The following is a 19,328-nucleotide window of genomic DNA, read 5'->3' on the forward strand; positions in this document are numbered from 1 at the left end:
GATGATCCTGATTCATTGCCCCTATTGCGACGAGACCCTGCCAGAGCTCGAATTCGCTTATGCCGGCGAAGCCCACATCGCGCGCCCGCTCGACCCGAGCGGGCTGAGCGACGAGGATTGGGAACGCTATCTGTTCATCCGCGCCAACCCACGGGGTCGCCACAACGAACGCTGGCGGCATGTCCATGGTTGCGGGCGGTTTTTCAATGCGGTGCGCGATACGGTAACGGACAAGTTCGAGCTGACCTACAAGGCGGGAGAGCCGCGTAAATGAGCGCCTATCGCCTCGACGGCATGGGCCGCGTGAACCGCGGCGCGCCGGTCAATTTCACTTTCGACGGCAAAAGCTATCAGGGCTTTGCGGGAGACAGCCTCGCGTCCGCGCTGCTGGCCAATGGCGTCAGTCTGTTCGGCCGCTCGTTCAAGTATCACCGCCCGCGCGGGCTGCTGGGGGCAGGGGCGGAAGAGCCCAATGCGCTGGTCAGTGTCGATCGCGGCGGCGGGCGCTACACGCCCAACCTGCGCGCGCCTGCAGTGGAGCTCTACGAAGGGCTGAACGCCCGCAGCCAGAACCGCTGGCCGTCGCTGCAGACCGATTTCGGATCGATCAACGACCGGCTCGGGCGGTTCTTTCCTGCCGGGTTCTACAACAAGACCTTCATGTGGCCGCGCTCGTTCTGGGAAAAGCTGTACGAGCCGTCGATCCGCCGCATGGCCGGGCTTGGCGATGCTCCGACCGAAGCTGATCCAGACACCTATTCGGCCTGTTACGCCTATTGTGACGTGCTGATCGTCGGGGCCGGTCCCGCCGGGATCGACGCCGCGCTGGAAGCCTGCGCGGCGCGCAAGCACGTGATCCTGATCGATGAAAATGACGAGCTGGGCGGCGGGGCACTGGCCGATCCGGCGCTGGCGGCCTGGCTCGAAACCAGCCTGCGCGATCTGGCCAATGCCCCCAATGTCACGTTGCTGCGGCGGACGACGGCGCTGGGCTATTACCACGACAACTTCATCGGCGCGGTTGAGCGGCTGACCGACCATCTGGCGCAGCCTGGCCACGGCGCGCGCGAGCAGCTGTGGCGGATCCGCGCGGGCGAGGTGGTGCTGGCCCAGGGCGCGATCGAACGTCCGCTGGTGTTCGAAGGCAACGATGTGCCCGGCGTGATGCTGGCCTCTGCCGCGCGGACCTATCTGTTCCGCTTTGGCGTGGCTGTGGGCCGTAATGTCGCGGTGATGGCAGTGCATGACAGCGGCTGGAAAGATGCGCTGGCCATGGCCAAGGCCGGGGTCCGGATTGCCGCAATCATCGACTTGCGCGAAACGGTCGCTGCTGCGCTGGTGGACGAAGCCAAGGCGCTTGGCATCCGCACCGAACTCGGTTCGGCGGTAATCGGCGTGGCGGGTCGGCAAGCGGTCAAGGGGATCGAAGTGTCCCGCGCCGATGGCTCGATGCGCCAGAAACTGGCCTGCGATGCCGTGCTGATGGCGGGCGGATGGACCCCCTCGGTCCACCTCTGGTCGCATTCGCTCGGCAAGCTCGCCTGGTCGGATGACTGGGGGGCTTATCTGCCCGATGTGCCGAACGAGAACTGCCGCTGCGTCGGCGCCTGTGGGGGCAAGTGGAGCTTTGGCTCGGGCCTCAACATCGGTGCCTTGCCCAGCCCGCGCGATCCCGCGACGTTCAAGGCCTTCGTCGATTTCCAGAACGATGTGACCGCCAAGGACATCGCGCTCGCGGTGCGCGAGGGGATGAAATCGGTCGAGCATATCAAGCGCTATACCACCAACGGCATGGCGACTGATCAGGGCAAGACCAGCAATCTCAATGCCCTGCAGCTGGCCTCCAGCGCGCTGGACCGGCCGGTTCAGGCAATCGGCCTCACCACCTTCCGTCCGCCCTATACCCCGCAGACCTTCGGGGCACTGGCGGGCCATGCCAAGGATGCGCTGTTTCAGCCGGTCCGCAAGACCGGAATCGATCCCTGGGCCGAGGAACACGGCGCGGTGTTCGAACTGGTCGCGCAGTGGCGGCGCGCGCGCTATTTCCCCAAGGCCGGGGAAGACATGCACGCGGCGGTAAACCGCGAATGTCTGGCTGTGCGTGAGGGCGTCGGCATTTTCGATGCCTCGACCCTAGGCAAGATCGAGGTGGTCGGCCCGGACGCCGCGGAATTCCTCAACCGCATGTACACCAACCCGTGGAAGCAGCTGGAACCCGGTCGCTGCCGCTATGGCCTGTTGCTGCGAGAGGACGGCTTCATCACCGATGATGGCGTGTCCGCGCGGATGGCACCGGACCGGTTCCACCTGACCACCACCACCGGCGGTGCGGCGCGCGTGCTGAACATGATGGAGGATTACCTCCAGACCGAATGGCCCGATCTGAACGTCTGGCTGACCAGCACGACCGAGCAGTACGCCGTGATCGCGCTGCAAGGCCCCAAGGCGCGCGATGTGATTGCGCCGCTGGTTGCGGGGATCGACCTTTCGCCCGAAGCGTTCCCGCACATGGCGGTGCGCGAAGGCACGATCTGCGGGGTGCCGACGCGGCTGTTCCGAGTCAGCTTCACCGGCGAACTGGGCTTTGAAATCAACGTCCCCGCGGCTTACGGGCGGCATGTATGGGAGGCGGTCTGGGCCGCCGGACAGGCGCACGGGATCACTCCCTATGGCACCGAAACCATGCACGTGTTGCGCGCCGAAAAGGGCTTCATCATCGTCGGGCAGGATACCGATGGCACGGTGACTCCCTTTGACGCCGGGCTTGATTGGGCGGTGGGCAAGAAGAAGCCGGACTTCGTTGGCAAACGCTCGATGGCGCGGCCCGATATCGTTGCTTCCGGTCGCAAGCAGCTGGTCGGGCTGCTGACCGACGATCCCTCCGTGGTGCTGGAAGAAGGCGCGCAGATCGTGCTCGATCCGAACCAGCCGGTGCCGATGAAGATGGTCGGCCACGTCACCTCCAGCTATTGGAGCGCCACTCTGGGTCGTTCGATTGCCATGGCGCTGGTCGCCGGCGGGTTCGACCGGATGGGTGAGACCATCTATGTGCCGATGCCGGGCAAGACCCTGACTGCCAAAGTGGTGAAGCCGATGTTCTATGACGCGGAAGGGAGCCGTCTCAATGGTTGATGCGGCACTCAGAACCGCACCGGTTCCCGCTGATCCGGCAGTGTATGACGGGGTCACGATCACGCTGGGCACGCCGCTGGAACGGCGCTCACTGCGCGCACGCGATGCCAAGGCGCTGGGCAAGTTGCTGGGGCGCAAATTGCCTGAGCAGATCGGCCGGAGCAGCGAAGATGTGCTTTGCCTCGGCCCGGACGAATGGCTGCTGCGCGCACCTGCCGGGACTGCAGTGCCAGACGGCGCCGGGCTGCCACTGGCCTTAGTCGACATCTCCGAACGGGCGCTGACCCTGGTGCTTGAAGGGCCACGCGCGATTGACGTTTTGCAGGCCGGGTGCCCGCGCGATTTGCGCAAGCTCACCGTTGGTGAAGGGCGGCGGACGGTGTTTGAAGGCGTGGAAATCGTGCTGCTGCGCACAGGTGAGGACCGCTTTGAAGTAGACGTTTGGCGCAGCTTTGCGTCGTGGCTGCACCTCGCGCTGACTACTGCGGCAAGCCACCTGCGCTGATCTGCCAGAAATGCAGCAGGTCCGCCGCGTGGCTGGCCGGGACATAGGCAAGGCATGAGTCCGGGCCTTCGACCCGCAGCGTCACACTGACATGGTCGATCACGGTGATGACGACGCAATCTGTTGTAAAGGCAGGGCTTTCGAAATCGAACAAGCCGCCTTCCATCAGCAAACTGCGCCAGTTCGGACCTGACAGCCGGACCCGCAACAACCCGCCGCCAACCGCTGCAATTGCTCCGTCTCCACTAATTGCCGCCTTCAGGGCAGAGACTTCGCCCTCGATCAGCCAGCTGGTTGGCCCAGTGCGTAGCACTCCACCTTCAGCGCGGCCGACGGGCGGCAGAGCGTGTCCGAGAACCTGCTGAACACCGCCGGGATCACCCCACAAGTCAAGCAGCTGCAGCGGCGCGAAGCCCAGGCGTTCAACCACTACGTCAGTCACGATAGCGCTCCCCGCTGGGATCATAGAAGTGGGGTGAGCCGACCCGGACTTTCACAGTCTGCTTGCGGGTCGGCGAATGGGCGTAGAGTTCCTCGCCGTGGCGCATGTGCCCGCCCATCAGGTGCGCCAGCGCGATTGAACCGCCTTCCATGATCCGCAGTCCCGATGCCGTCACGTGCCCTTCGGCCTGCTCTCCGACCCTGCGGACCAGCATCGCGCCTTCCGGGATCGATCCGCCGTTCACCGCTTCGATCCCGACCAGTTGTTTGCGCATGGAATCGGCAAAGTCCGGACGGTGCAACGTTGCCGCGCCGATCCAGCCCCCGGCCTTGTTGACCATCTTGCCCAGGCCCAGCTCGTCCGCGGTCAGCCGCCCGTCGATGTCAGGGCCGACCACCAGATGGCCCTTTTCGATCCGCAGCAATTCCATCGCCTCGATCCCATAGGGCGCGCCGCCCGCTTGCAGCACTTTGTCCTCGATCGCCCGCCACACCGCCTCAGCATGGCGCGCGTCGAAATGGACTTCGAAGGCGCGTTCGCCGGAAAAGCTGGCCGCCATCAGCAGTACCGGCACGCCCGCGATCCCGGTTTCGCTGACCGACATATGACGCGGGGCCTCCGCGCCGGTCAGTTCGGCCATCACCGCTGACGATTGCGGCCCGGCCACGGCGATTGCGGCATAGTGTTCCTGCACGCAAACCACCGAGACTTTCAGGTCCGCGCAAAGGTAATTCCGCACATAAGACAGCCATGTTGCCATCCGGCTCGCCCCGCCGGTCGAACTGGTCAGCAGGTAGCGGTTGTCCTCCAGCCGCCAGACGGTGCCATCATCGAACACCAGCCCATCTTCACGCGCCATGAAAGTATAGCGCCCGCGCCCGACTGCCAGTTTGCCGACGGTGGTCTGGCAGACGCGTTCAAGGAACTGGACCGCATCCGGCCCCTGAACTTCGAACTTCGCGAGGGTCGACACGTCGCACAGCCCCACCGCCTGCCGCACGCTGCGTGCCTCGCGCAATCCCGCCTCGGCCAGCGTTTCGCTGCCCACCGGATAGGCGCGCGGGCGTTTCCAGTAACCGGCGTTGAGCCAGATCGGGTGCTTCGCGGCGTGCAGATCGTACAGCGCGGGGCGGCGCGTTGGCTGTGCGTGCTCGCCGGTTGCCAGACCCACCAGTGCGCCCATCGATACCGGGGTATAAGGCGGGCGGAACGTGGTGAGGCCGGCTTGCGGCACCTCCATCCCCTCGCGCCGCGCGATCCGGTCGAGCGCGGCCATGTTGCTGGTCTTGCCCTGATCGGTCGCCATGCCCAGTGTGGTATAGCGCTTGAGATGCTCAACCGAGCGGTATCCCTCGCGCCAGGCAAGATCGAGATCGGCCACGGTCACATCGTTCTGGAAATCGACGAAGGCTTGCTTGGCCGGGCCGAGTGCGCCGAAGGTCTCCGCCGGGGCGGGGGCTGCGGCACTGCCGACCGTGCGGACGTTTTGCCGCGTCGCGCCGGGCACGAACGCCTGCGCCGCATCGTCCCAATCGAGCTTGCCCCCGGCCTGCATGTGCAAGTGGACCACCGGGGTGAACCCGCCCGACATGGCGATCAGATCGCAAGCGAAACTGCGCTCAGCCCCGTCGATCAGGGCTGTCACCCCGGTGACCCCGCGCTTGCCGCCCGCGGCAGACACCGGCGCGGCGCAGTTTAACACGGCAAAGCCGCTGTCCTGCCCGGCCGGGGAAGGGCGGCTGTCGAGCACGGCGACCACTTCTGCCCCGGCCTGGCGCAGCGCTGTCGCGGTCAGGTAGGCGTCATCATTGCTGGTCGCCACCACCACGCGCTGACCCGGCACCACGCCAAACCGGCTGACATAGGTCCGCACCGCCTGGCTCAGCATCACGCCGGGGCGGTCATTGTTCGCAAAGGTCAGCGGGCGCTCGAGCGTGCCGGTGGCGAGCACAACTTCGTCCGCGCGGACGTGCCAATAGCGCTGGGTGAAGGCACCTTGCGGCACTTGTCCGGGCTCAACCAGCTTTTCGGACAGGCAGATGAAATTGTCATCCCACAGCCCGCTGGCACTGGTCCGGGTCAGCACGCGGCCCCCTTTTGCACGCAGTTCGGCGGCAACGCTGGCGGCCCAGACACTGCCGGGCTGACCCTCGATCTCCTGCGGGTCGCGCAGCAGTGATGGTGCGAGTTCCGCGTCCTGCTCGACCAGGATCACCCGCTTGCCCGCGCGCGCGGCATCGCGTGCAGCGATCAGTCCTGCGGGGCCAGCACCCACCACCAGCACGTCGCAAAACGCGGCGCGCTGGGCATAACGGTCAGGATCGGCTTCCACCGGGGCAGGGCCCAGTCCTGCAGCGCGGCGGATGAACTTTTCGTAGAACAGCCACAGCTTGGGCGGGCCGAAAAAGGTCTTGTAATAGAACCCCGCAGGCAGGGCTTTTGCCACCAGTTGCAACGCGCTGCCAAGGTCACTCGACAGGCTGGGCCAGCGGTTCTGGCTGGTGGCGACCATACCGTCATAGACGTAGAGATCTGTTGCGCGCGTATTGGGTTCGGCCCGCCCGCCGGTGCCGACCGTGACCAGCGCATTGGGCTCTTCCACCCCGGCCGACAGGATCCCGCGCGGACGGTGATATTTGAAGCTGCGCCCAACCAGCTTGATCCCGTGATCGAGCAAGGCCGCGGCGAGTGTCTGACCGGGTTTGGCGGTCAAGGCGCGGCCATCGAAAGTGAAGCGGATCATGGCAGCACCGCCGGGCCAATCGGCTTGACCCATTCGATCGCGTGGCTCACCCGGTCGCGGCGGATCAGCATCCAGCTGCCGCAGCCGTAGGTGTGACGCCAGATCTCTTCGTCGATGCCGCGCGGGTTGGTGCGGGTGAACAGCGCCGCGACGGCTTGGTCGGGTGCGGCGTCGAGCGGTACGACCGAATCAGCCGTGCGCTCGTAAGCGAACTCGGCCTGGGCGCGGTCTCCGCAGTGGGGGCAGGGGATCAACAGCATAGCGACGATCCGCCGTTCGTATGGAGTTGCATGATCCTCTCCCAACGGAGGAGGGGAACCGCGTAGCGGTGGAGGGGGGCTGGCAAGATTGCACGCGGTAGCGCGCAGCCGCTGACGCGGCGTTGCCGGTTAAGCCCCCCTCCGTCTCGCTGCGCGAGCCACCTCCCCCAAAGGGGGAGGATCTGAAGGGGCATAGGGCTGGTTGATAGCATGACCATCACCGATGGTTCGGGAACGGGCCGGTGCCGTTCTCATCGACTGGCGAGCCGCGCTCAAACCGGTCAAGGCTGAACGGCGCGATGATTTCATGGGGGCGCTGGTTGGCCAAAGTGTCGGCAAACAAATAGCCGGAACCGGGTGTGGCCTTGAACCCGCCATAGCACCAGCCGCCATCGATCCACAGACCGTCCACCGGAGTGCTGCCGATGATCGGTGACCCGTCAAAGCTCATGTCGGTCACCCCGGCCCAGGTCCGCAGCATCCGCAGCCGCGACAGCGCCGGGATCAGCGCCAGGCCTTGCTGTACCGCCAGTTCCATCGTCACCGCATGGCCGCGCTGGGCATAGCTGGGCCAGTTGTCGGGATCGCCGCCAAACACGATCCCGCCCTTGTCGCTCTGGCTGATGTAGCAGTGCAGGCTCTGGGTCATCACCACGGTGTTGACCATCGGCTTGACCCCTTCGGTGACCATCGCCTGCAAGGTCTGGCTTTCCACCGGCAGCTTGAGCCCGGCCATGGCGGCGACGTGGCCGCTGTGCCCGGCGGCGCAGATCGCGACCATCCCGGCATTGATCCGCCCGCGCGAGGTTTCGACCCCCACTACGCGGCCCGCGTCCACCACCATGCTGGTCACTTCGCACTGCTGGATGATATCCACGCCCTGGCTGTCGGCGCTACGGGCAAAGCCCCAGGCCACGGCATCGTGCCGGGCCGTGCCGCCGCGCCACTGGATCATCCCGCCCTCGATCGGGAACCGCGCATCGTGGGAAAAATCGAGGCACGGTTCGATCTTCATTACCTGATCGCGGGTCAGCAGTTCGGCATCGATCCCCTGCACGGCCATGGCATCGCCTTTTTCGGCGAGGCGGATCATATCGCCGTCCGAATGCCCCAGCGTCAGCGCGCCGCGCGGTGAGAACATGACATTGTAGTTAAGCTCGTCGCTGAGCTGTTCCCACAGTTTGAGGCTGAATTCATAGAACCGGCTCAGCGGCTCAAGCCGGTAGTTGGAGCGAACGATGGTCGTGTTGCGCCCGGTGTTGCCGCTGCCGATATAGCCCTTTTCCAGCACAGCGACATTGGTGATGCCGTGGTTCTTGGCAAGGTAATGCGCGGTGGCGAGGCCGTGCCCGCCGCCGCCGATGATCACCACGTCATAGCTGGCCTTTGGATCAGGGTGGCGCCAGGCGGGCTGCCAGTGGCTTTGCCCGTTGAACGCGCCGCGCAGCAGAGAAAGGGCGGAATACTTAGCCACCGTCACTCCCCAACGCCGTTCATGTCGAGTGAAGTCGAGACATCATTGCGCGGCATCTCGACTTCGCTTGATGCGAACGGGGAACGAGAGTGGCTCATAGCGCCAACCAACCTCGTTGTTCGCGCCAGTCCGCTTCGATCCCGTCAAACCGGCTAAGCCCCAGCTTGTCGATATCAGTGAAGCTGCAGCGCCCGTTCAGCACCAGATCGCTGATTGCGTGGCCGCTGGCGGGGGACAGGCCAAAGCCAACCCCGGACATGGTGCACAGCGTCACGTTCTCACGCCGGTCGATCACCGGGCGGCCATCGGGGGTCATTTCGATCACCCCGGCCCACGACCGGATCACGTTGAGGTGCGCCGCGCCGGGCAGCAGCTCTGCCAGCCGCCGCGCGAGATTGCGGGTGAGCGGCGTGCTGGGCTTGGTCGCTGGCCCAAGTTCACCGAATTCCACCCATTCGTGCGGGCCGCCGCCATAGGCAAGATTGCCGCGCAGGGTCTGGCGGCCATAAAGCCCGTTGCCGTCCACTCCGCCCAGCTTCATCATCGGCGCAGGTTCGGTCACGATCATTTCCGCGCGTGCGGCGGCGAGCGGCAGGTCGATCCCGAGCTGCACGGCGAGCGCGCCGGTCTGCGGCCCGGCGGCGATCGCCACCGCGTCGCATTCATAGGTGCCGCTGGTGCTTTCCACCGCTGTCACCTTGCCGCCCGCAGTTTGAAAGCCGGTGACGGGTGAATGCTGCACGATCCGCCCGCCCAGATCCTGCAGGGCCCAGGCATAGGCCTGCACCGTGCGGTGCGGGTTGGCGTGGCCGCCGAAGCGGTAGTGGATCCCGCCCAGGCAATTGTCACCCGCCAGCGGCACTGCCTCGCGCACCTGACTCGCATCGAGCAGGTCGACGCGGTGGCCCAGCCGGTTATTCATCTGCGCGATGTAATGGTACTGCTCCAGCTGGCGCGGGGTCACCGCCATGACGATCCGTTCGGGGCTGAATTCGGTGGGATAGCCCAGCAGCTCGTCCATTTGCGGCCACAGCCGCTGCTCTTCCTTGAACAGCGGGCTTTGGTAATGTGAACACCCGCCGCCGTTGCGGCCCGATGCTTCCCAGCCGACCAGGCCCTTGTCGAGCACCGTCACCGAGGCCCCGGCCCGCGCCAGCCACCACGCGGCAGAGAGGCCTGAGGCACCCGCCCCGACGACCACGATCCGCTGCGCGCTCATAGCGCCATGGCTCCGCCCAGCACGCGCCGGTTCTCTTCCTCATAAGGTGTGCCGATATCGGCATAGGGGACCCATTGAGTGGGGATGCCCATCCACACGTCCCACCCGGTGCGCATTTCCTCGCTTTCCTCCCAGTCGGCGATGATCCGCAGTGGCAAGGGGCGAACCGGGGCGCGGTGAGTGGCGAGGGGGAGTGCGGACAGTTCGGTTCCGCTCTCAACCGCCAGGATCATCGCCACCGCATCGCGGCAGCGGCGGCCCTGGCACTGACCCATGCCGGTGCGGGTCAGCCGCTTGATCTGATCCTGATTGGCCGGGCCATCAGCCAGCAAGGTCTTTAGCGAGCGCTGCTGCAAGGCGGGCGGGCGATCAAGGTAGCGCGGCGGCTGCACGCCGGTCAGATCGGCCAGAGTCATTTCCTCGCACTGGCACACAATCGTATCGCCACCGCAGGCTCCGCCCAGCGCGCCAAGCCAGTCAAACCGGTAGGCGGCATGATCAAACCCCGTATCGGGCAGCCCTGCACACAGGCCGACCGCGCTGATCGCGCCGTCCGGCTGCGGGATGTGCCCGCCGCGCATGGGATCAAACGTGCGCGCGCCGTTCAGGGCATCGTGCAGCTCGATCATCGGCACTAGCCCGATCGCCAGGACCACACTGTCACAAGTCAGCGTGCTGCCGTCAGAAAGCACCAGCCGCTCCACCCCGTCGATCCCGCCTTGTACTTCGACCGGATGGACCCCGCATTGGATCGCGATTCCCGCTGCTTTGACCTGATCGAGCAGTGCAGGATCGCCCTGCGGCGCACCGCGCACTTCGAGTACGGCGACCACTTCCAGCCCCTTGGCATGGGCGAGCAGCGCGGTTTCAAGACCGAGATCGTGCGAGCCCAGGATCACCAGACGGCGACCGGCAAAGGCCTCGTACCGCTCCACCAGCATCCGCAGCGCCGCAGCGCCCATCACGCCGGGCTGGTTCCAGCCGGGGAAGGGCAGGGCGAGATCGCGCGCGCCGGTGGCGAGCACCAGCCGGTCAAATCCGACCAGCCATGAACGCTCGGCATCGGCCAGTCCAACCACCTGCCCGGGCAGGCTTCCGACCAGCGGGCCGTTGCGATAGACACCCCAGGCGCAGACGCCCAGTTGCAGCTCAACCCCGGCCTCGATCGCCGCTTCCAGCCAGGGCATGTTGGTGAATACCGTTTCGATCATGCGGCCAGAATTGCCCACCGCCGTGGTTGCCCGCGCGCCGAAGAACCAGGGCACGTCATTGCCGATGGCACTGCCCGAAACCGGGTTTTCATCGACCAGCAGGACAGATGCCCCACCTTGCGCCGCCGCCACGGCCGCCGCGCAGCCTGCCTCGCCCGCGCCAATTACCACTACGGCATAGCGGGTGGTGGGGGCCGGAAATTTACCGTCGATCGCGTGGGGATCGATCTTGCGCGCGGTCATACGGCCTCCAGTGCCTGCGCCAGATCGGCGATCAGGTCGTCAACGTGTTCCAGACCAACCGACAGCCGCATGGTGCCATCTGTGATCCCGCCTTCCATCCGCTGCTGGGGAGAAAGCGCATAATGCGTGGTGCTTGCCGAATGGCAGATCAGCGTTTCCGATCCGCCCAGGCTGACCGCCAACTTGAACAGGCGCAGCCGGTCGAGCATCCGGAACGCTTCCGCTTCGCCGCCGTGGAGGTGGAAGCTGAAAGTCGATCCGGCGGCGCGGCATTGCCGGTCATAGACCGCACGCGCGCGGCTGCCTTCGGGCAGGAAGCCAAGATAGGTGACACCCGCCACCTTGGGATGACTCTGCAGGAATTCCGCCACGCCGCGCGCATTGGCCATGGCGCGTTCGGTGCGGACGTGGACCGATTCGAGCGAACGCAGCACCAGCCACGAGGTATAGGGATCAAGGTGGTTGCCCCAGGTGGTGCGCAGCATCAGCAGCCGGTCAATCAGTTCCTTGCGCCCGGTAATCCCCCCGGCCAGCAGGTCCGAATGCCCGCCGCAATACTTGGTCAGCGAGGTCAGGATCAGGTCCACCCCGAAATCTACCGGGCGCTGGGCAAAGGGGCCAAGCAGCGTGTTATCGACCACTACCAGCGGGCGGTGCCCCTGCAACTCGCCTACTTCGTCCGCGATCCGCACCATCAGTGCCAGATCGACGATCGCGGCGGTGGGGTTGGCGGGGGTTTCGGCGATGATCAGCTTGAGCGGCCCCTGCGCCATGGCCGCCCGCGCGGCGGCGCGCACACCATCTTCATCGGTGCCGTCCTGATAGACCGACGCATGGGTGCCGAACTGCGGCATGATCGCGTTGTAGAGCATGTCAACGCCGCCATAGATCGGGCGGCCGTGGAGCACGCTGTCCCCCGGGGTCAGCCAGGCCAGCGCGATGGAGCTATGCGCCGCCATCCCGCTGCTGAACGCCGCCCCGGCCTCCATCCCGTCGATTGCCGCCAGCCGGGCTTCGAGGATGTCGAGACCCGGATGGCCGAGCCGCGAATAGATGTGGTTGCTTTCCCCGACCAGCGGGCCGGTGCCGTCGAAATAGGCTTCGTGGACATCCTTGGCATATTGCGCCGAAGGATAGACGAAGGTTGATGTCATGTAGATCGGCGCCTTGACCGATCCCAGGGCGCTGGCCGGGTCATAGCCAAAGGCGACGGCAAGGGTTTCAGGGTGGAAGCGGGCTGGGTCTTTGTCAGTCATGGCTGCGAACCGTGCCACAATGCAGTGCGCCGCGCCAAGGGGTTAGAGCCGAACAGGGCGGGGCGGCGGGGCATGGCAACCCGGATGGCGGGCATGCGAATCTCCAGGCAGGTTGCGTTGATCTGTTCTTGCCTGCCGCATCCCGCGGCGCAAAATTGCGATTTGGCATGGCCTCATGCGGAAATGTTCGGCTATGGCCACGGCCGGGAATCGGGAGCCGCGCGGCGGCCGGGATGAGGGACAGGGATCATCGCCAGCAAGACTTCAATCAACCGCCGCTGGCTGCCACTCAACGCGCTGCGTGCGTTCGAAGCGGTGGGCAAGCGGCTGAGCTTTACCGGCGGCGCGGCGGCACTGTCGGTTTCGCAAAGCGCGATGAGCCGCCATGTAGCGGGGCTGGAACAACTGCTGGGCAAGCAACTGTTCGAACGCGACGCGGGCAAGCTTTCGCTGACCCCCACGGGGGAGGAACTGCTGGGCGTGGTCGCCAAGTCGCTCGACCGGATCGAGGCGACGATCAAGGCGATCTGCGAAGACAGCATGCCCGGCCGCGCGGTGCGGCTGCATGTCCCGCCGTCGCTGCTGCAGCAGACCTTCATGCCGATCCTCGGCCAGTTCCACCGCGAACATCCCGAAATCCGGATCGACGTATCGAGTGCCCACGTGACCGGACTGCCGCAGGCCGACATCGACATGGCGATCGTTTATGACCGGCCCAATGTGGACGATATGGTGACTGACCTGCTGTGCATGGTCCGGGTCGCCCCGCTTTGTTCGCCGGCCACGGCCGAGGCCGCGCAGGGCAAGAGCCTGGGCGAGTTCCTGGCCGGGCAGGAATTGCTGCATCTCAAGCTTGATAACCAGCCGCGCGAACTGCTGTGGGGTGCCTATCTCCATCAGCTGGGGATCGACTTGCGGCTGGACAGCGGGCTGGCCTTCGACACTTCGATCGCGGCCTGCAAGTATGCCACGGTCTCGGGCGGGGTGATCCTGGGCGATGTCGACATGTTCGCCCGCGAGCTTGCCGCCGGTGAACTGGTCATGCCGTTCGATGCGGTGATCGAGGATGGCTATGGCTACTACCTCAAACTCAACCCCGATGATCTGGCGGACCCGGCGATCGCGGTGTTCCGCAGCTGGCTGATCGGCTGCTACGCCGCCCAACGCGACAAGCCAGAGTAACCGCGCTGCAGGATTGCGCCGGGGCGCGGTTCCTGCCAAGCGGCGGGGCATGACCCAGCAAACCCGCGTCCTCCCGCTTGAAGGCATTCACAACTTCCGTGACTATGGCGGCTATGCTGCTGCCAATGGAGCCCGTGTGGTCAGCGGCGTGTTGTGGCGATCGGCCCAACACGGCGATGCGACCGATGCGGACCTGGACCGGATCCGCCCGCTTCACATCCGCACTGTGATCGACCTGCGCGGGATCAGCGAGCGTCAGGCCAAGCCGTGCCGCCGCTATCCCGGGTTTGCCGGTGAAGTGCTGTTTCACGAAGGCGAAACCGCCGGGCTGCATATGGAAGCGGCTTCTGGCGCGCCGACTGCCGAGGAGGCCCGCGCGGCGATGACGCGGCTCTACGCCGGGATTGCGTTCCGCCCCAATCTGGTGCCGATGCTGCAACGCTATTTCCGGGCGCTGGAACAGCGTGAGGGATCGAGCCTGGTCCACTGCGTCGCGGGCAAGGACCGCACCGGGTTCGCCGTGGCCTTGCTCCAGCACCTGCTGGGGGTCCACTGGGACGACGTGCTGGGAGACTACGTGCTGACCAACCAGGCCGGCAATATCGAAGCCCGGATCGCTTCCGGTGCCGAGCAGATCCGGGGTCGCTACGGCCCGATCGACGATGCCACGGTCCGTGCGCTGATGGGGGTGGAGCCGGGCTATCTCGAAACCGCCTTTGCTGCGGTGAAGGCGGAGCACGGGACGGTCGAGGCCTATCTGGCCGAAGTGCTGGGGGTCGATTCGGCGCGGGTTGAGGTGCTGCGGGGCAAGTTCCTGACCGCCTGAATGCCCCCAGCAAAGGTCACAAGGTTGACACAGTTGACACTGTCCAGGGAAGGAAATGTGCGGAGCCCCGTCAGGACACGTGCCGCCAGCGGCCTTGATGGAAAAAACTCACAATTTCAAAGAGCTGTATCGCTCTTACCACATCGCCGCGATGTAGGAAAATCCAAACCGGTCAGAGGAACGCGCGGATCTCGGCCATGAACCGGTCGAACTGGTCATGGTGCAGCCAGTGCCCGGCATTTTCGAATTCGATCACTTGCGGATTGTTGTTGAAGGCGGCCAGCCGGCCATCGTTGGCCGGGCTCGATGCCCAGCTGTCGAGGCCATAGAGCAGCAGCATCGGACAGGTGATCGCGCCCCACAATTCCTCGGTATAGTCCTCGCGCACGTCGGCAAAGGGCCAGACGTTAAGATAGGGGTCGAACTTCCAGCTCCAGGTCCCGTCTTCGTTCCGGCTGGCACCGTGGATGGTCAGGTGGCGGGCCTGTTCGTCGGTGAGGAAGCTGTTTTCCTCTTTCATCCGGGCAAAGGCTGCTTCGATCGTGGGATAGCGGCGCGGGGCGCGGCCAGATGCCTTGCGGCGGCCTTCGATCCAGTCGCGGAACCGGTTGGCATAGCCCGCCGCCTCGCGTTCGGCCCGGACCGCGGGGGAAGGGCCAAGCCCCTCAATATTCACAAACTTCCTGACCTTTTCCGGGTAAAGTCCGGTAAAGCGACTGGAAATGTTCCCGCCGAGCGAATGAGCGACAATCGTTACCTGATCATAGCCGAGGGTGTGGACCAGCTGGGCAAAATCATAAACGAAAGCGTTCATGTCGTAATTGCCATCAGGCACCCAGGCGCTGTCCCCGTGTCCGCGCAGGTCCGGCGCGATCACGTGCCAGTCCCTGGCCAGTTCTTCGGCCACCCAGTCCCAGCTGCGGCAATGGTCGCGCCCGCCGTGCTGCAGGATCAGCGGCGGAGCATCGGGATTGCCCCAATCGACATAGTGCAGCCGCAGCCGCTGGGAGATAAAGCTGTTCGAGGTAGGGCCGTGCATCATCATGGAAAGTGCTTTGCTCGCCTCGTCCCGTCAGGTCAATCGGGGTTCAGAACTCAAGCTCCAGCGCCAGCCGGAATTGCCCTTTGGTATCCTGCCGCGTGGTGCCCAGCGCAAACAGATAGCCCGCCTCAAGCTGCAATTCGGGCCCCAGCCCTTCCACTTCGGTGCTGATCACCGGGCCGACCATGTGTCCTGCTGCGGGGAAGACCCGGTCAAACGTGCCGAGATCGCCAAAGGCCTGAACGCCCACCCGCAAGTCACCGGCCACGGCCACATCGGCTTGTGCCGCATAAGACAGTTCGATCCTGGCCCCGCTGACCAGCTCCTTTTCGGCGATCAGGTTTAACCGCAGGTCGAACGGGCCGGGGCGGTGTTGCAGCAGCAGCTTGGTTTCCAATTTGTCCGGGCCGTCCAGTCCGATCGCATATTCACCGTACAGCGCCAGATCGATTCCGCCGACCCGCCCCAAGGTATAGATCGCCTCGATCCCAAGTTCTTCCGCCTTGCGCGGTCCGCCCGGCTCCCGTTCAAATTCACCCTGCAAGCCAACCCGCAAGCGCTTTGACAGGCCATAGCCCATTTCCAGCTTGAGCATGTCCTCGCCATCATCAGGTCCGCCGGCGAGAGCATCATACCGGCTTTCCAGCTCAAATTCGCCGGGCGAAACAGTGGCGCCATAGATTTCGCCGCCCAGGCCGGGCGCCGCCCAGGCTGCAGTCGGCGCGAGCAAGGCAAGGGTCAGCAGTGCGGCCTTGATAGTCTGTTTCACTCTGCCCTCCGTTTCCTGTGCGCTAATGCGGACAAGTTGCTCTTGCAAGCGGGGTGTGCGGGGCACTTGTCAGGGGCAAAAGCGCTGGAAAATCGTCTGCGCGCTCTGGCCAATCGCGGCACGGAACCCTATCTGGCTGCGGCATATATCAGCCCAGTTCAAGGTAGCTCCACGATGACCACCCACACCACCCGCATGCTGATCATCGGTTCCGGCCCGGCCGGGCTTTCCGCCGCGATCTATGGCGCGCGCGCCGGATTGCAGCCGATCGTGGTGCAGGGTCTGCAACCGGGCGGACAACTGACCATCACTACCGATGTGGAGAACTATCCTGGCTTTCGCGATGTGATCCAGGGTCCGTGGCTGATGCAGGAAATGCAGGCCCAGGCCGAACACGTCGGCACGCGGATGCTGTGGGACACGATCACCGAAGTGGATCTGTCCGGCCCGCCGTTCCGCGCGATCGGGGACAGCGGCGATGTCTATGAAGGCGAAACGCTGGTGATTGCCACCGGCGCGGCGGCCAAGTGGCTGGGTGTGCCGGGCGAACAGGAACTGTCGGGCAAGGGTGTTTCGGCTTGCGCGACATGCGACGGGTTCTTCTATCGCGGCAAGAAAGTCGTCGTGATCGGCGGGGGCAATACCGCCGTGGAAGAGGCGCTGTACCTCACCAACCATTCGCAGGACGTCACCCTGATCCACCGCCGTGACACATTGCGCAGCGAAAAGATCCTGCAGGACCGGCTGCTGGCGCATCCCAACATCAAGGTGCTGTGGAACAAGGCGGTCGATCACTTTGTTGGCGGGGATACGGGCCTGACCGGCGTGGCGCTGAAGGACACGGTGACCGGGGAAAGCTCGGTCGAGCCGTGCGACGGCGCTTTCGTTGCGATCGGCCATGCGCCTTCGACCGAACTGTTCAAGGGTAAGCTGGAAGTCGATGCGGGCGGCTATCTGGTGGTCCAGCCCGGCACTCCCAAAACCGCGATCCCCGGCGTGTTCGCCTGCGGGGACGTGATGGATCACACCTATCGTCAGGCCGTGACGGCTGCCGGAACGGGCTGCATGGCCGCGCTGGATGCGGAACGGTTCGTGGCGGAACGCGAGTTTCTGGCGCGGGGGTAGGATATTTCCACCCCAATTCAGCCACCATCCGTTCGTGTCGAGCGAAGTCGAGACACCTCGCTCAGGGTTGGCGTGTCTCGACTGCGCTCGACACGAACGGACTGTGGTGATTGAGTTAGGACAGGCCCCGCAGCGCCGCCAGAAGCTGCCCTTGCAGCCAGATCCGCGCTTGCGGTTCAACAAACGAATGGCTTGCCTCCGGGCACTTGCGCAGCCTTGCGTCGTGCTTGTCCCAGTTGGCTAGAAAAGCCTGTGCGGTGCGGTCGTTTTCGGCCAGCAGGATCGTGGCCGGTCCCGGAAACGCCGCCAATCCCTCGGCCATCTGCTGTGCCAGCGAACTGGGCGGGGCATCGCTTTTGACCGCATCGACCAGCGATGAGGCCATTTTGCGGACTTCGACCTTGCCGGTCAGCAGCCGCCACACGGCGCGCGGATCGGTCAGCCGTTTGAGGTAGTGGCGGCGCAGCACCGATGGCGGCATCGGCGTGGGTTCCGGCTCGGCTTCGGCTTCTGGTGCTTGCTCGGGCTCGGGCTCGGGCTCGAACGTCCAGGGGTTGGCCAGCACCAGAGCGTCGAGTCCCGCGCCTTGCGCCAGCATCAGCGCGCTGGCCCCATCGCAATTGCCGAAAGCGACGATGCGCTTCAACGTCGGCACATGCGCGCGGAAGGCTTGCAATGCGGCGGCGATATCGGGCGCGCTGGTGGTGAAAGTGCCGTTTTCGCCCGAACTGTCGCCCACCCCGCGCCGGTCGAACCGCAGCACGGGAAAGCCTGCTGCGGCAATCTTGGCCGCGATCTGGGTTTGGCTGTCCCACGGACCGCTGCGTGTCTCATTCCCGCCGCTGACGATCAGCAGCCCGGTGGTCGCGGGCGCGGTGTCGAGCGAACCGACCAGCGTTTCGCCATCGCAGCCGAAAGTGAAATGGCGGCGGGTCATGCCTTGATCCCCATCGCAATTACAGCGGCCAGGGCGTCGGCCTGATCGGCATCGTCATCAGGCTCGGCACGCAGCCACAGTGGGCTGCCACCCAGCATGTCCTGTTCGATCACCTGCACCCCCATGCGCGGGACGGGCAGGGCAGCCTGCAAGCCCGCTGTCATCGCGGCGGACAGGCGGTATCCGGCCAATTCGATCCCGCGTTCCTGCGCTTCGGTCAGCAGAGTATCGACGCTTTCCTCACGCCCGGCTTCGCGTGCGGCAAGAGTGCGGGCGCGAAGCAAGGTGCGCAGCTGGCTGGCGCCTTTGACCGGGCCATAGTGCCAGCCGGGCAGCCCCTCAGGCAGCAGCAACCCGCCACCGCGCACTGCCAGAACGTGGGTTGCGCCAAAAGTGTTGGCCGCCGCCGACATCGCGCTGGCCCAATCCTCCAGTGCGATTGCGGACAGTTCCTGTTCGCTTTCGCCGGTGCCGGGCAGATCGGGCAGCATGCTGTCGATCCCGCTGGCATCAAGCCGGCGCATCACTTCCACGCACAGGCGGCGCAATTTGTGGCCTTCATCGAACAGGGCTGGGATCACCAGCACCCGCCGTTCGCGCGCCACATCAAAGCTCAGCGCATATTCCTGCGCGAGGCCGCAATGGGGCAGGGCAAAGGGATAGCTGGCCGGCTTCACGCGTCCCCGCGCTTGCCTTCGGCAAAGGCGAGCAAGGCGCCGTAGGTTTCCAGCAGCTCACCATCCACCTCGTCATCTTCGATGATGATGTCCAGCCGGTCTTCCATTTCGGTCAACAGGCCGGCCACGGCCATCGAATCGAGTTCGGGCAGATGGCCGAACAGTCCGGTATCCAGTTCGAAATGATCCGCCTGCCCGGGCTTCAGGCCCAGAACTTCGGTAAGTATCTTGCGGAGTTGCTTGTCGGTCTTCGAACGCATTGTGAATTCCTGATCGCGCGGCGGC

At 65.1% G+C, this 19,328-nt stretch carries 18 protein-coding genes; 6 read left to right on the forward strand and 12 right to left on the reverse strand.

Annotation, left to right across the window (positions count from 1 at the left end):
• Position 1 precedes the first annotated feature (1 nt).
• From MNBBLIKP_RS13435 to MNBBLIKP_RS13445, 3 genes are read left to right on the forward strand one after another with little or no spacing between them, the layout of a single operon-like run.
• A complete protein-coding gene (locus tag MNBBLIKP_RS13435; protein WP_088310760.1) occupies positions 2–274 on the forward strand; it encodes a sarcosine oxidase subunit delta in 273 nt (90 codons plus the stop codon).
• The gene (locus MNBBLIKP_RS13440) at positions 271–3,132 is read left to right on the forward strand and encodes a 2Fe-2S iron-sulfur cluster-binding protein (RefSeq protein ID WP_088310761.1); all 2,862 of its coding nucleotides are present in this window, start codon (positions 271–273) and stop codon (positions 3,130–3,132) included. Before MNBBLIKP_RS13435 ends, MNBBLIKP_RS13440 begins: the two co-directional genes overlap by 4 nt.
• Complete coding sequence (locus tag MNBBLIKP_RS13445) at positions 3,125–3,637, forward strand: sarcosine oxidase subunit gamma (RefSeq protein WP_088310762.1); 513 nt, start codon at positions 3,125–3,127, stop codon at positions 3,635–3,637. The genes MNBBLIKP_RS13440 and MNBBLIKP_RS13445 overlap by 8 nt, the downstream gene beginning before the upstream one ends.
• Here the strand turns inward: MNBBLIKP_RS13445 and MNBBLIKP_RS13450 are convergent.
• The 7 genes from MNBBLIKP_RS13450 to MNBBLIKP_RS13480 form a co-directional block, all read right to left on the reverse strand.
• Positions 3,612–4,079, reverse strand: a complete 468-nt coding sequence (locus MNBBLIKP_RS13450) for a hypothetical protein (RefSeq protein WP_176399776.1) — start codon at positions 4,077–4,079, stop codon at positions 3,612–3,614. The genes MNBBLIKP_RS13445 and MNBBLIKP_RS13450 overlap by 26 nt on opposite strands.
• Positions 4,072–6,855, reverse strand: a complete 2,784-nt coding sequence (locus tag MNBBLIKP_RS13455; RefSeq protein WP_088310764.1) for a 2Fe-2S iron-sulfur cluster-binding protein — start codon at positions 6,853–6,855, stop codon at positions 4,072–4,074. The genes MNBBLIKP_RS13450 and MNBBLIKP_RS13455 overlap by 8 nt, the downstream gene beginning before the upstream one ends.
• Entirely contained in the window at positions 6,819–7,082 is a 264-nt protein-coding gene (locus MNBBLIKP_RS13460; protein ID WP_088310765.1) for a sarcosine oxidase subunit delta, read from the reverse strand. Before MNBBLIKP_RS13460 ends, MNBBLIKP_RS13455 begins: the two co-directional genes overlap by 37 nt.
• A gap of 217 nt (positions 7,083–7,299) precedes the next feature.
• Positions 7,300–8,556, reverse strand: a complete 1,257-nt coding sequence (locus MNBBLIKP_RS13465; protein ID WP_088310932.1) for a sarcosine oxidase subunit beta family protein — start codon at positions 8,554–8,556, stop codon at positions 7,300–7,302.
• 94 nt (positions 8,557–8,650) lie between these two features.
• On the reverse strand, positions 8,651–9,775 hold the full coding sequence (locus MNBBLIKP_RS13470; protein ID WP_088310766.1) for an NAD(P)/FAD-dependent oxidoreductase: 1,125 nt from the start codon (positions 9,773–9,775) through the stop codon (positions 8,651–8,653).
• Positions 9,772–11,229, reverse strand: a complete 1,458-nt coding sequence (locus MNBBLIKP_RS13475; RefSeq protein ID WP_088310767.1) for an NAD(P)/FAD-dependent oxidoreductase — start codon at positions 11,227–11,229, stop codon at positions 9,772–9,774. The genes MNBBLIKP_RS13470 and MNBBLIKP_RS13475 overlap by 4 nt, the downstream gene beginning before the upstream one ends.
• Positions 11,226–12,485: a PLP-dependent transferase gene (locus MNBBLIKP_RS13480; protein ID WP_088310768.1), complete on the reverse strand. Its 1,260-nt coding sequence runs from the start codon at positions 12,483–12,485 to the stop codon at positions 11,226–11,228. The genes MNBBLIKP_RS13475 and MNBBLIKP_RS13480 overlap by 4 nt, the downstream gene beginning before the upstream one ends.
• Positions 12,486–12,800: 315 nt before the next feature.
• Between MNBBLIKP_RS13480 and MNBBLIKP_RS13485 the strand changes: the two genes are divergently transcribed.
• Complete coding sequence (locus MNBBLIKP_RS13485; protein WP_441339281.1) at positions 12,801–13,667, forward strand: LysR substrate-binding domain-containing protein; 867 nt, start codon at positions 12,801–12,803, stop codon at positions 13,665–13,667.
• A 49-nt stretch (positions 13,668–13,716) separates the two neighbouring features.
• Positions 13,717–14,493 carry a tyrosine-protein phosphatase gene (locus MNBBLIKP_RS13490; RefSeq protein WP_088310770.1) on the forward strand — a complete coding sequence of 259 codons (777 nt, stop codon included), beginning with the start codon at positions 13,717–13,719 and terminating at the stop codon, positions 14,491–14,493.
• Between the two features lie 172 nt (positions 14,494–14,665).
• On the opposite strand, the gene MNBBLIKP_RS13495 is transcribed toward MNBBLIKP_RS13490, so the two are convergent.
• Complete coding sequence (locus tag MNBBLIKP_RS13495; RefSeq protein ID WP_088310771.1) at positions 14,666–15,538, reverse strand: alpha/beta fold hydrolase; 873 nt, start codon at positions 15,536–15,538, stop codon at positions 14,666–14,668.
• A 43-nt stretch (positions 15,539–15,581) separates the two neighbouring features.
• Positions 15,582–16,304 carry a hypothetical protein gene (locus MNBBLIKP_RS13500; protein ID WP_088310772.1) on the reverse strand — a complete coding sequence of 241 codons (723 nt, stop codon included), beginning with the start codon at positions 16,302–16,304 and terminating at the stop codon, positions 15,582–15,584.
• 174 nt (positions 16,305–16,478) lie between these two features.
• Here MNBBLIKP_RS13500 and trxB point away from each other — a divergent pair, with 174 nt between their 5' ends.
• The gene (trxB, locus tag MNBBLIKP_RS13505) at positions 16,479–17,429 is read left to right on the forward strand and encodes a thioredoxin-disulfide reductase (RefSeq protein ID WP_088310933.1); all 951 of its coding nucleotides are present in this window, start codon (positions 16,479–16,481) and stop codon (positions 17,427–17,429) included.
• 115 nt (positions 17,430–17,544) lie between these two features.
• Here trxB and MNBBLIKP_RS13510 read toward each other — a convergent pair whose 3' ends face one another.
• Genes MNBBLIKP_RS13510 through MNBBLIKP_RS13520 form a run of 3 tightly spaced genes read right to left on the reverse strand, consistent with a single transcriptional unit; the run spans position 17,545 to position 19,303 of the window.
• Positions 17,545–18,366, reverse strand: coding sequence for a hydrolase 1, exosortase A system-associated (locus MNBBLIKP_RS13510; RefSeq protein ID WP_088310773.1), 822 nt, complete (start codon positions 18,364–18,366; stop codon positions 17,545–17,547).
• A complete protein-coding gene (locus MNBBLIKP_RS13515) occupies positions 18,363–19,043 on the reverse strand; it encodes a hypothetical protein (RefSeq protein WP_088310774.1) in 681 nt (226 codons plus the stop codon). The genes MNBBLIKP_RS13510 and MNBBLIKP_RS13515 overlap by 4 nt, the downstream gene beginning before the upstream one ends.
• A complete protein-coding gene (locus MNBBLIKP_RS13520; RefSeq protein WP_088310775.1) occupies positions 19,040–19,303 on the reverse strand; it encodes an acyl carrier protein in 264 nt (87 codons plus the stop codon). Before MNBBLIKP_RS13520 ends, MNBBLIKP_RS13515 begins: the two co-directional genes overlap by 4 nt.
• Positions 19,304–19,328: the final 25 nt, after the last annotated feature.

Source organism: Novosphingobium sp. B 225 (assembly GCF_002198665.1).
Taxonomy (GTDB): Bacteria; Pseudomonadota; Alphaproteobacteria; order Sphingomonadales; family Sphingomonadaceae; genus Novosphingobium.

Coding starts and splice junctions, on each gene's coding strand:
- MNBBLIKP_RS13435 (WP_088310760.1), top strand. CDS start 2: ATGATCCTGATTCATTGCCCCTATTGCGACGAGACCCTGCCAGAGCTC.
- MNBBLIKP_RS13440 (WP_088310761.1), top strand. CDS start 271: ATGAGCGCCTATCGCCTCGACGGCATGGGCCGCGTGAACCGCGGCGCG.
- MNBBLIKP_RS13445 (WP_088310762.1), top strand. CDS start 3,125: ATGGTTGATGCGGCACTCAGAACCGCACCGGTTCCCGCTGATCCGGCA.
- MNBBLIKP_RS13455 (WP_088310764.1), bottom strand. CDS start 6,855: ATGGGTCAAGCCGATTGGCCCGGCGGTGCTGCCATGATCCGCTTCACT.
- MNBBLIKP_RS13460 (WP_088310765.1), bottom strand. CDS start 7,082: ATGCTGTTGATCCCCTGCCCCCACTGCGGAGACCGCGCCCAGGCCGAG.
- MNBBLIKP_RS13470 (WP_088310766.1), bottom strand. CDS start 9,775: ATGAGCGCGCAGCGGATCGTGGTCGTCGGGGCGGGTGCCTCAGGCCTC.
- MNBBLIKP_RS13475 (WP_088310767.1), bottom strand. CDS start 11,229: ATGACCGCGCGCAAGATCGATCCCCACGCGATCGACGGTAAATTTCCG.
- MNBBLIKP_RS13480 (WP_088310768.1), bottom strand. CDS start 12,485: ATGACTGACAAAGACCCAGCCCGCTTCCACCCTGAAACCCTTGCCGTC.
- MNBBLIKP_RS13490 (WP_088310770.1), top strand. CDS start 13,717: ATGACCCAGCAAACCCGCGTCCTCCCGCTTGAAGGCATTCACAACTTC.
- MNBBLIKP_RS13495 (WP_088310771.1), bottom strand. CDS start 15,538: ATGATGATGCACGGCCCTACCTCGAACAGCTTTATCTCCCAGCGGCTG.
- trxB (WP_088310933.1), top strand. CDS start 16,479: ATGACCACCCACACCACCCGCATGCTGATCATCGGTTCCGGCCCGGCC.
- MNBBLIKP_RS13510 (WP_088310773.1), bottom strand. CDS start 18,366: ATGACCCGCCGCCATTTCACTTTCGGCTGCGATGGCGAAACGCTGGTC.
- MNBBLIKP_RS13520 (WP_088310775.1), bottom strand. CDS start 19,303: ATGCGTTCGAAGACCGACAAGCAACTCCGCAAGATACTTACCGAAGTT.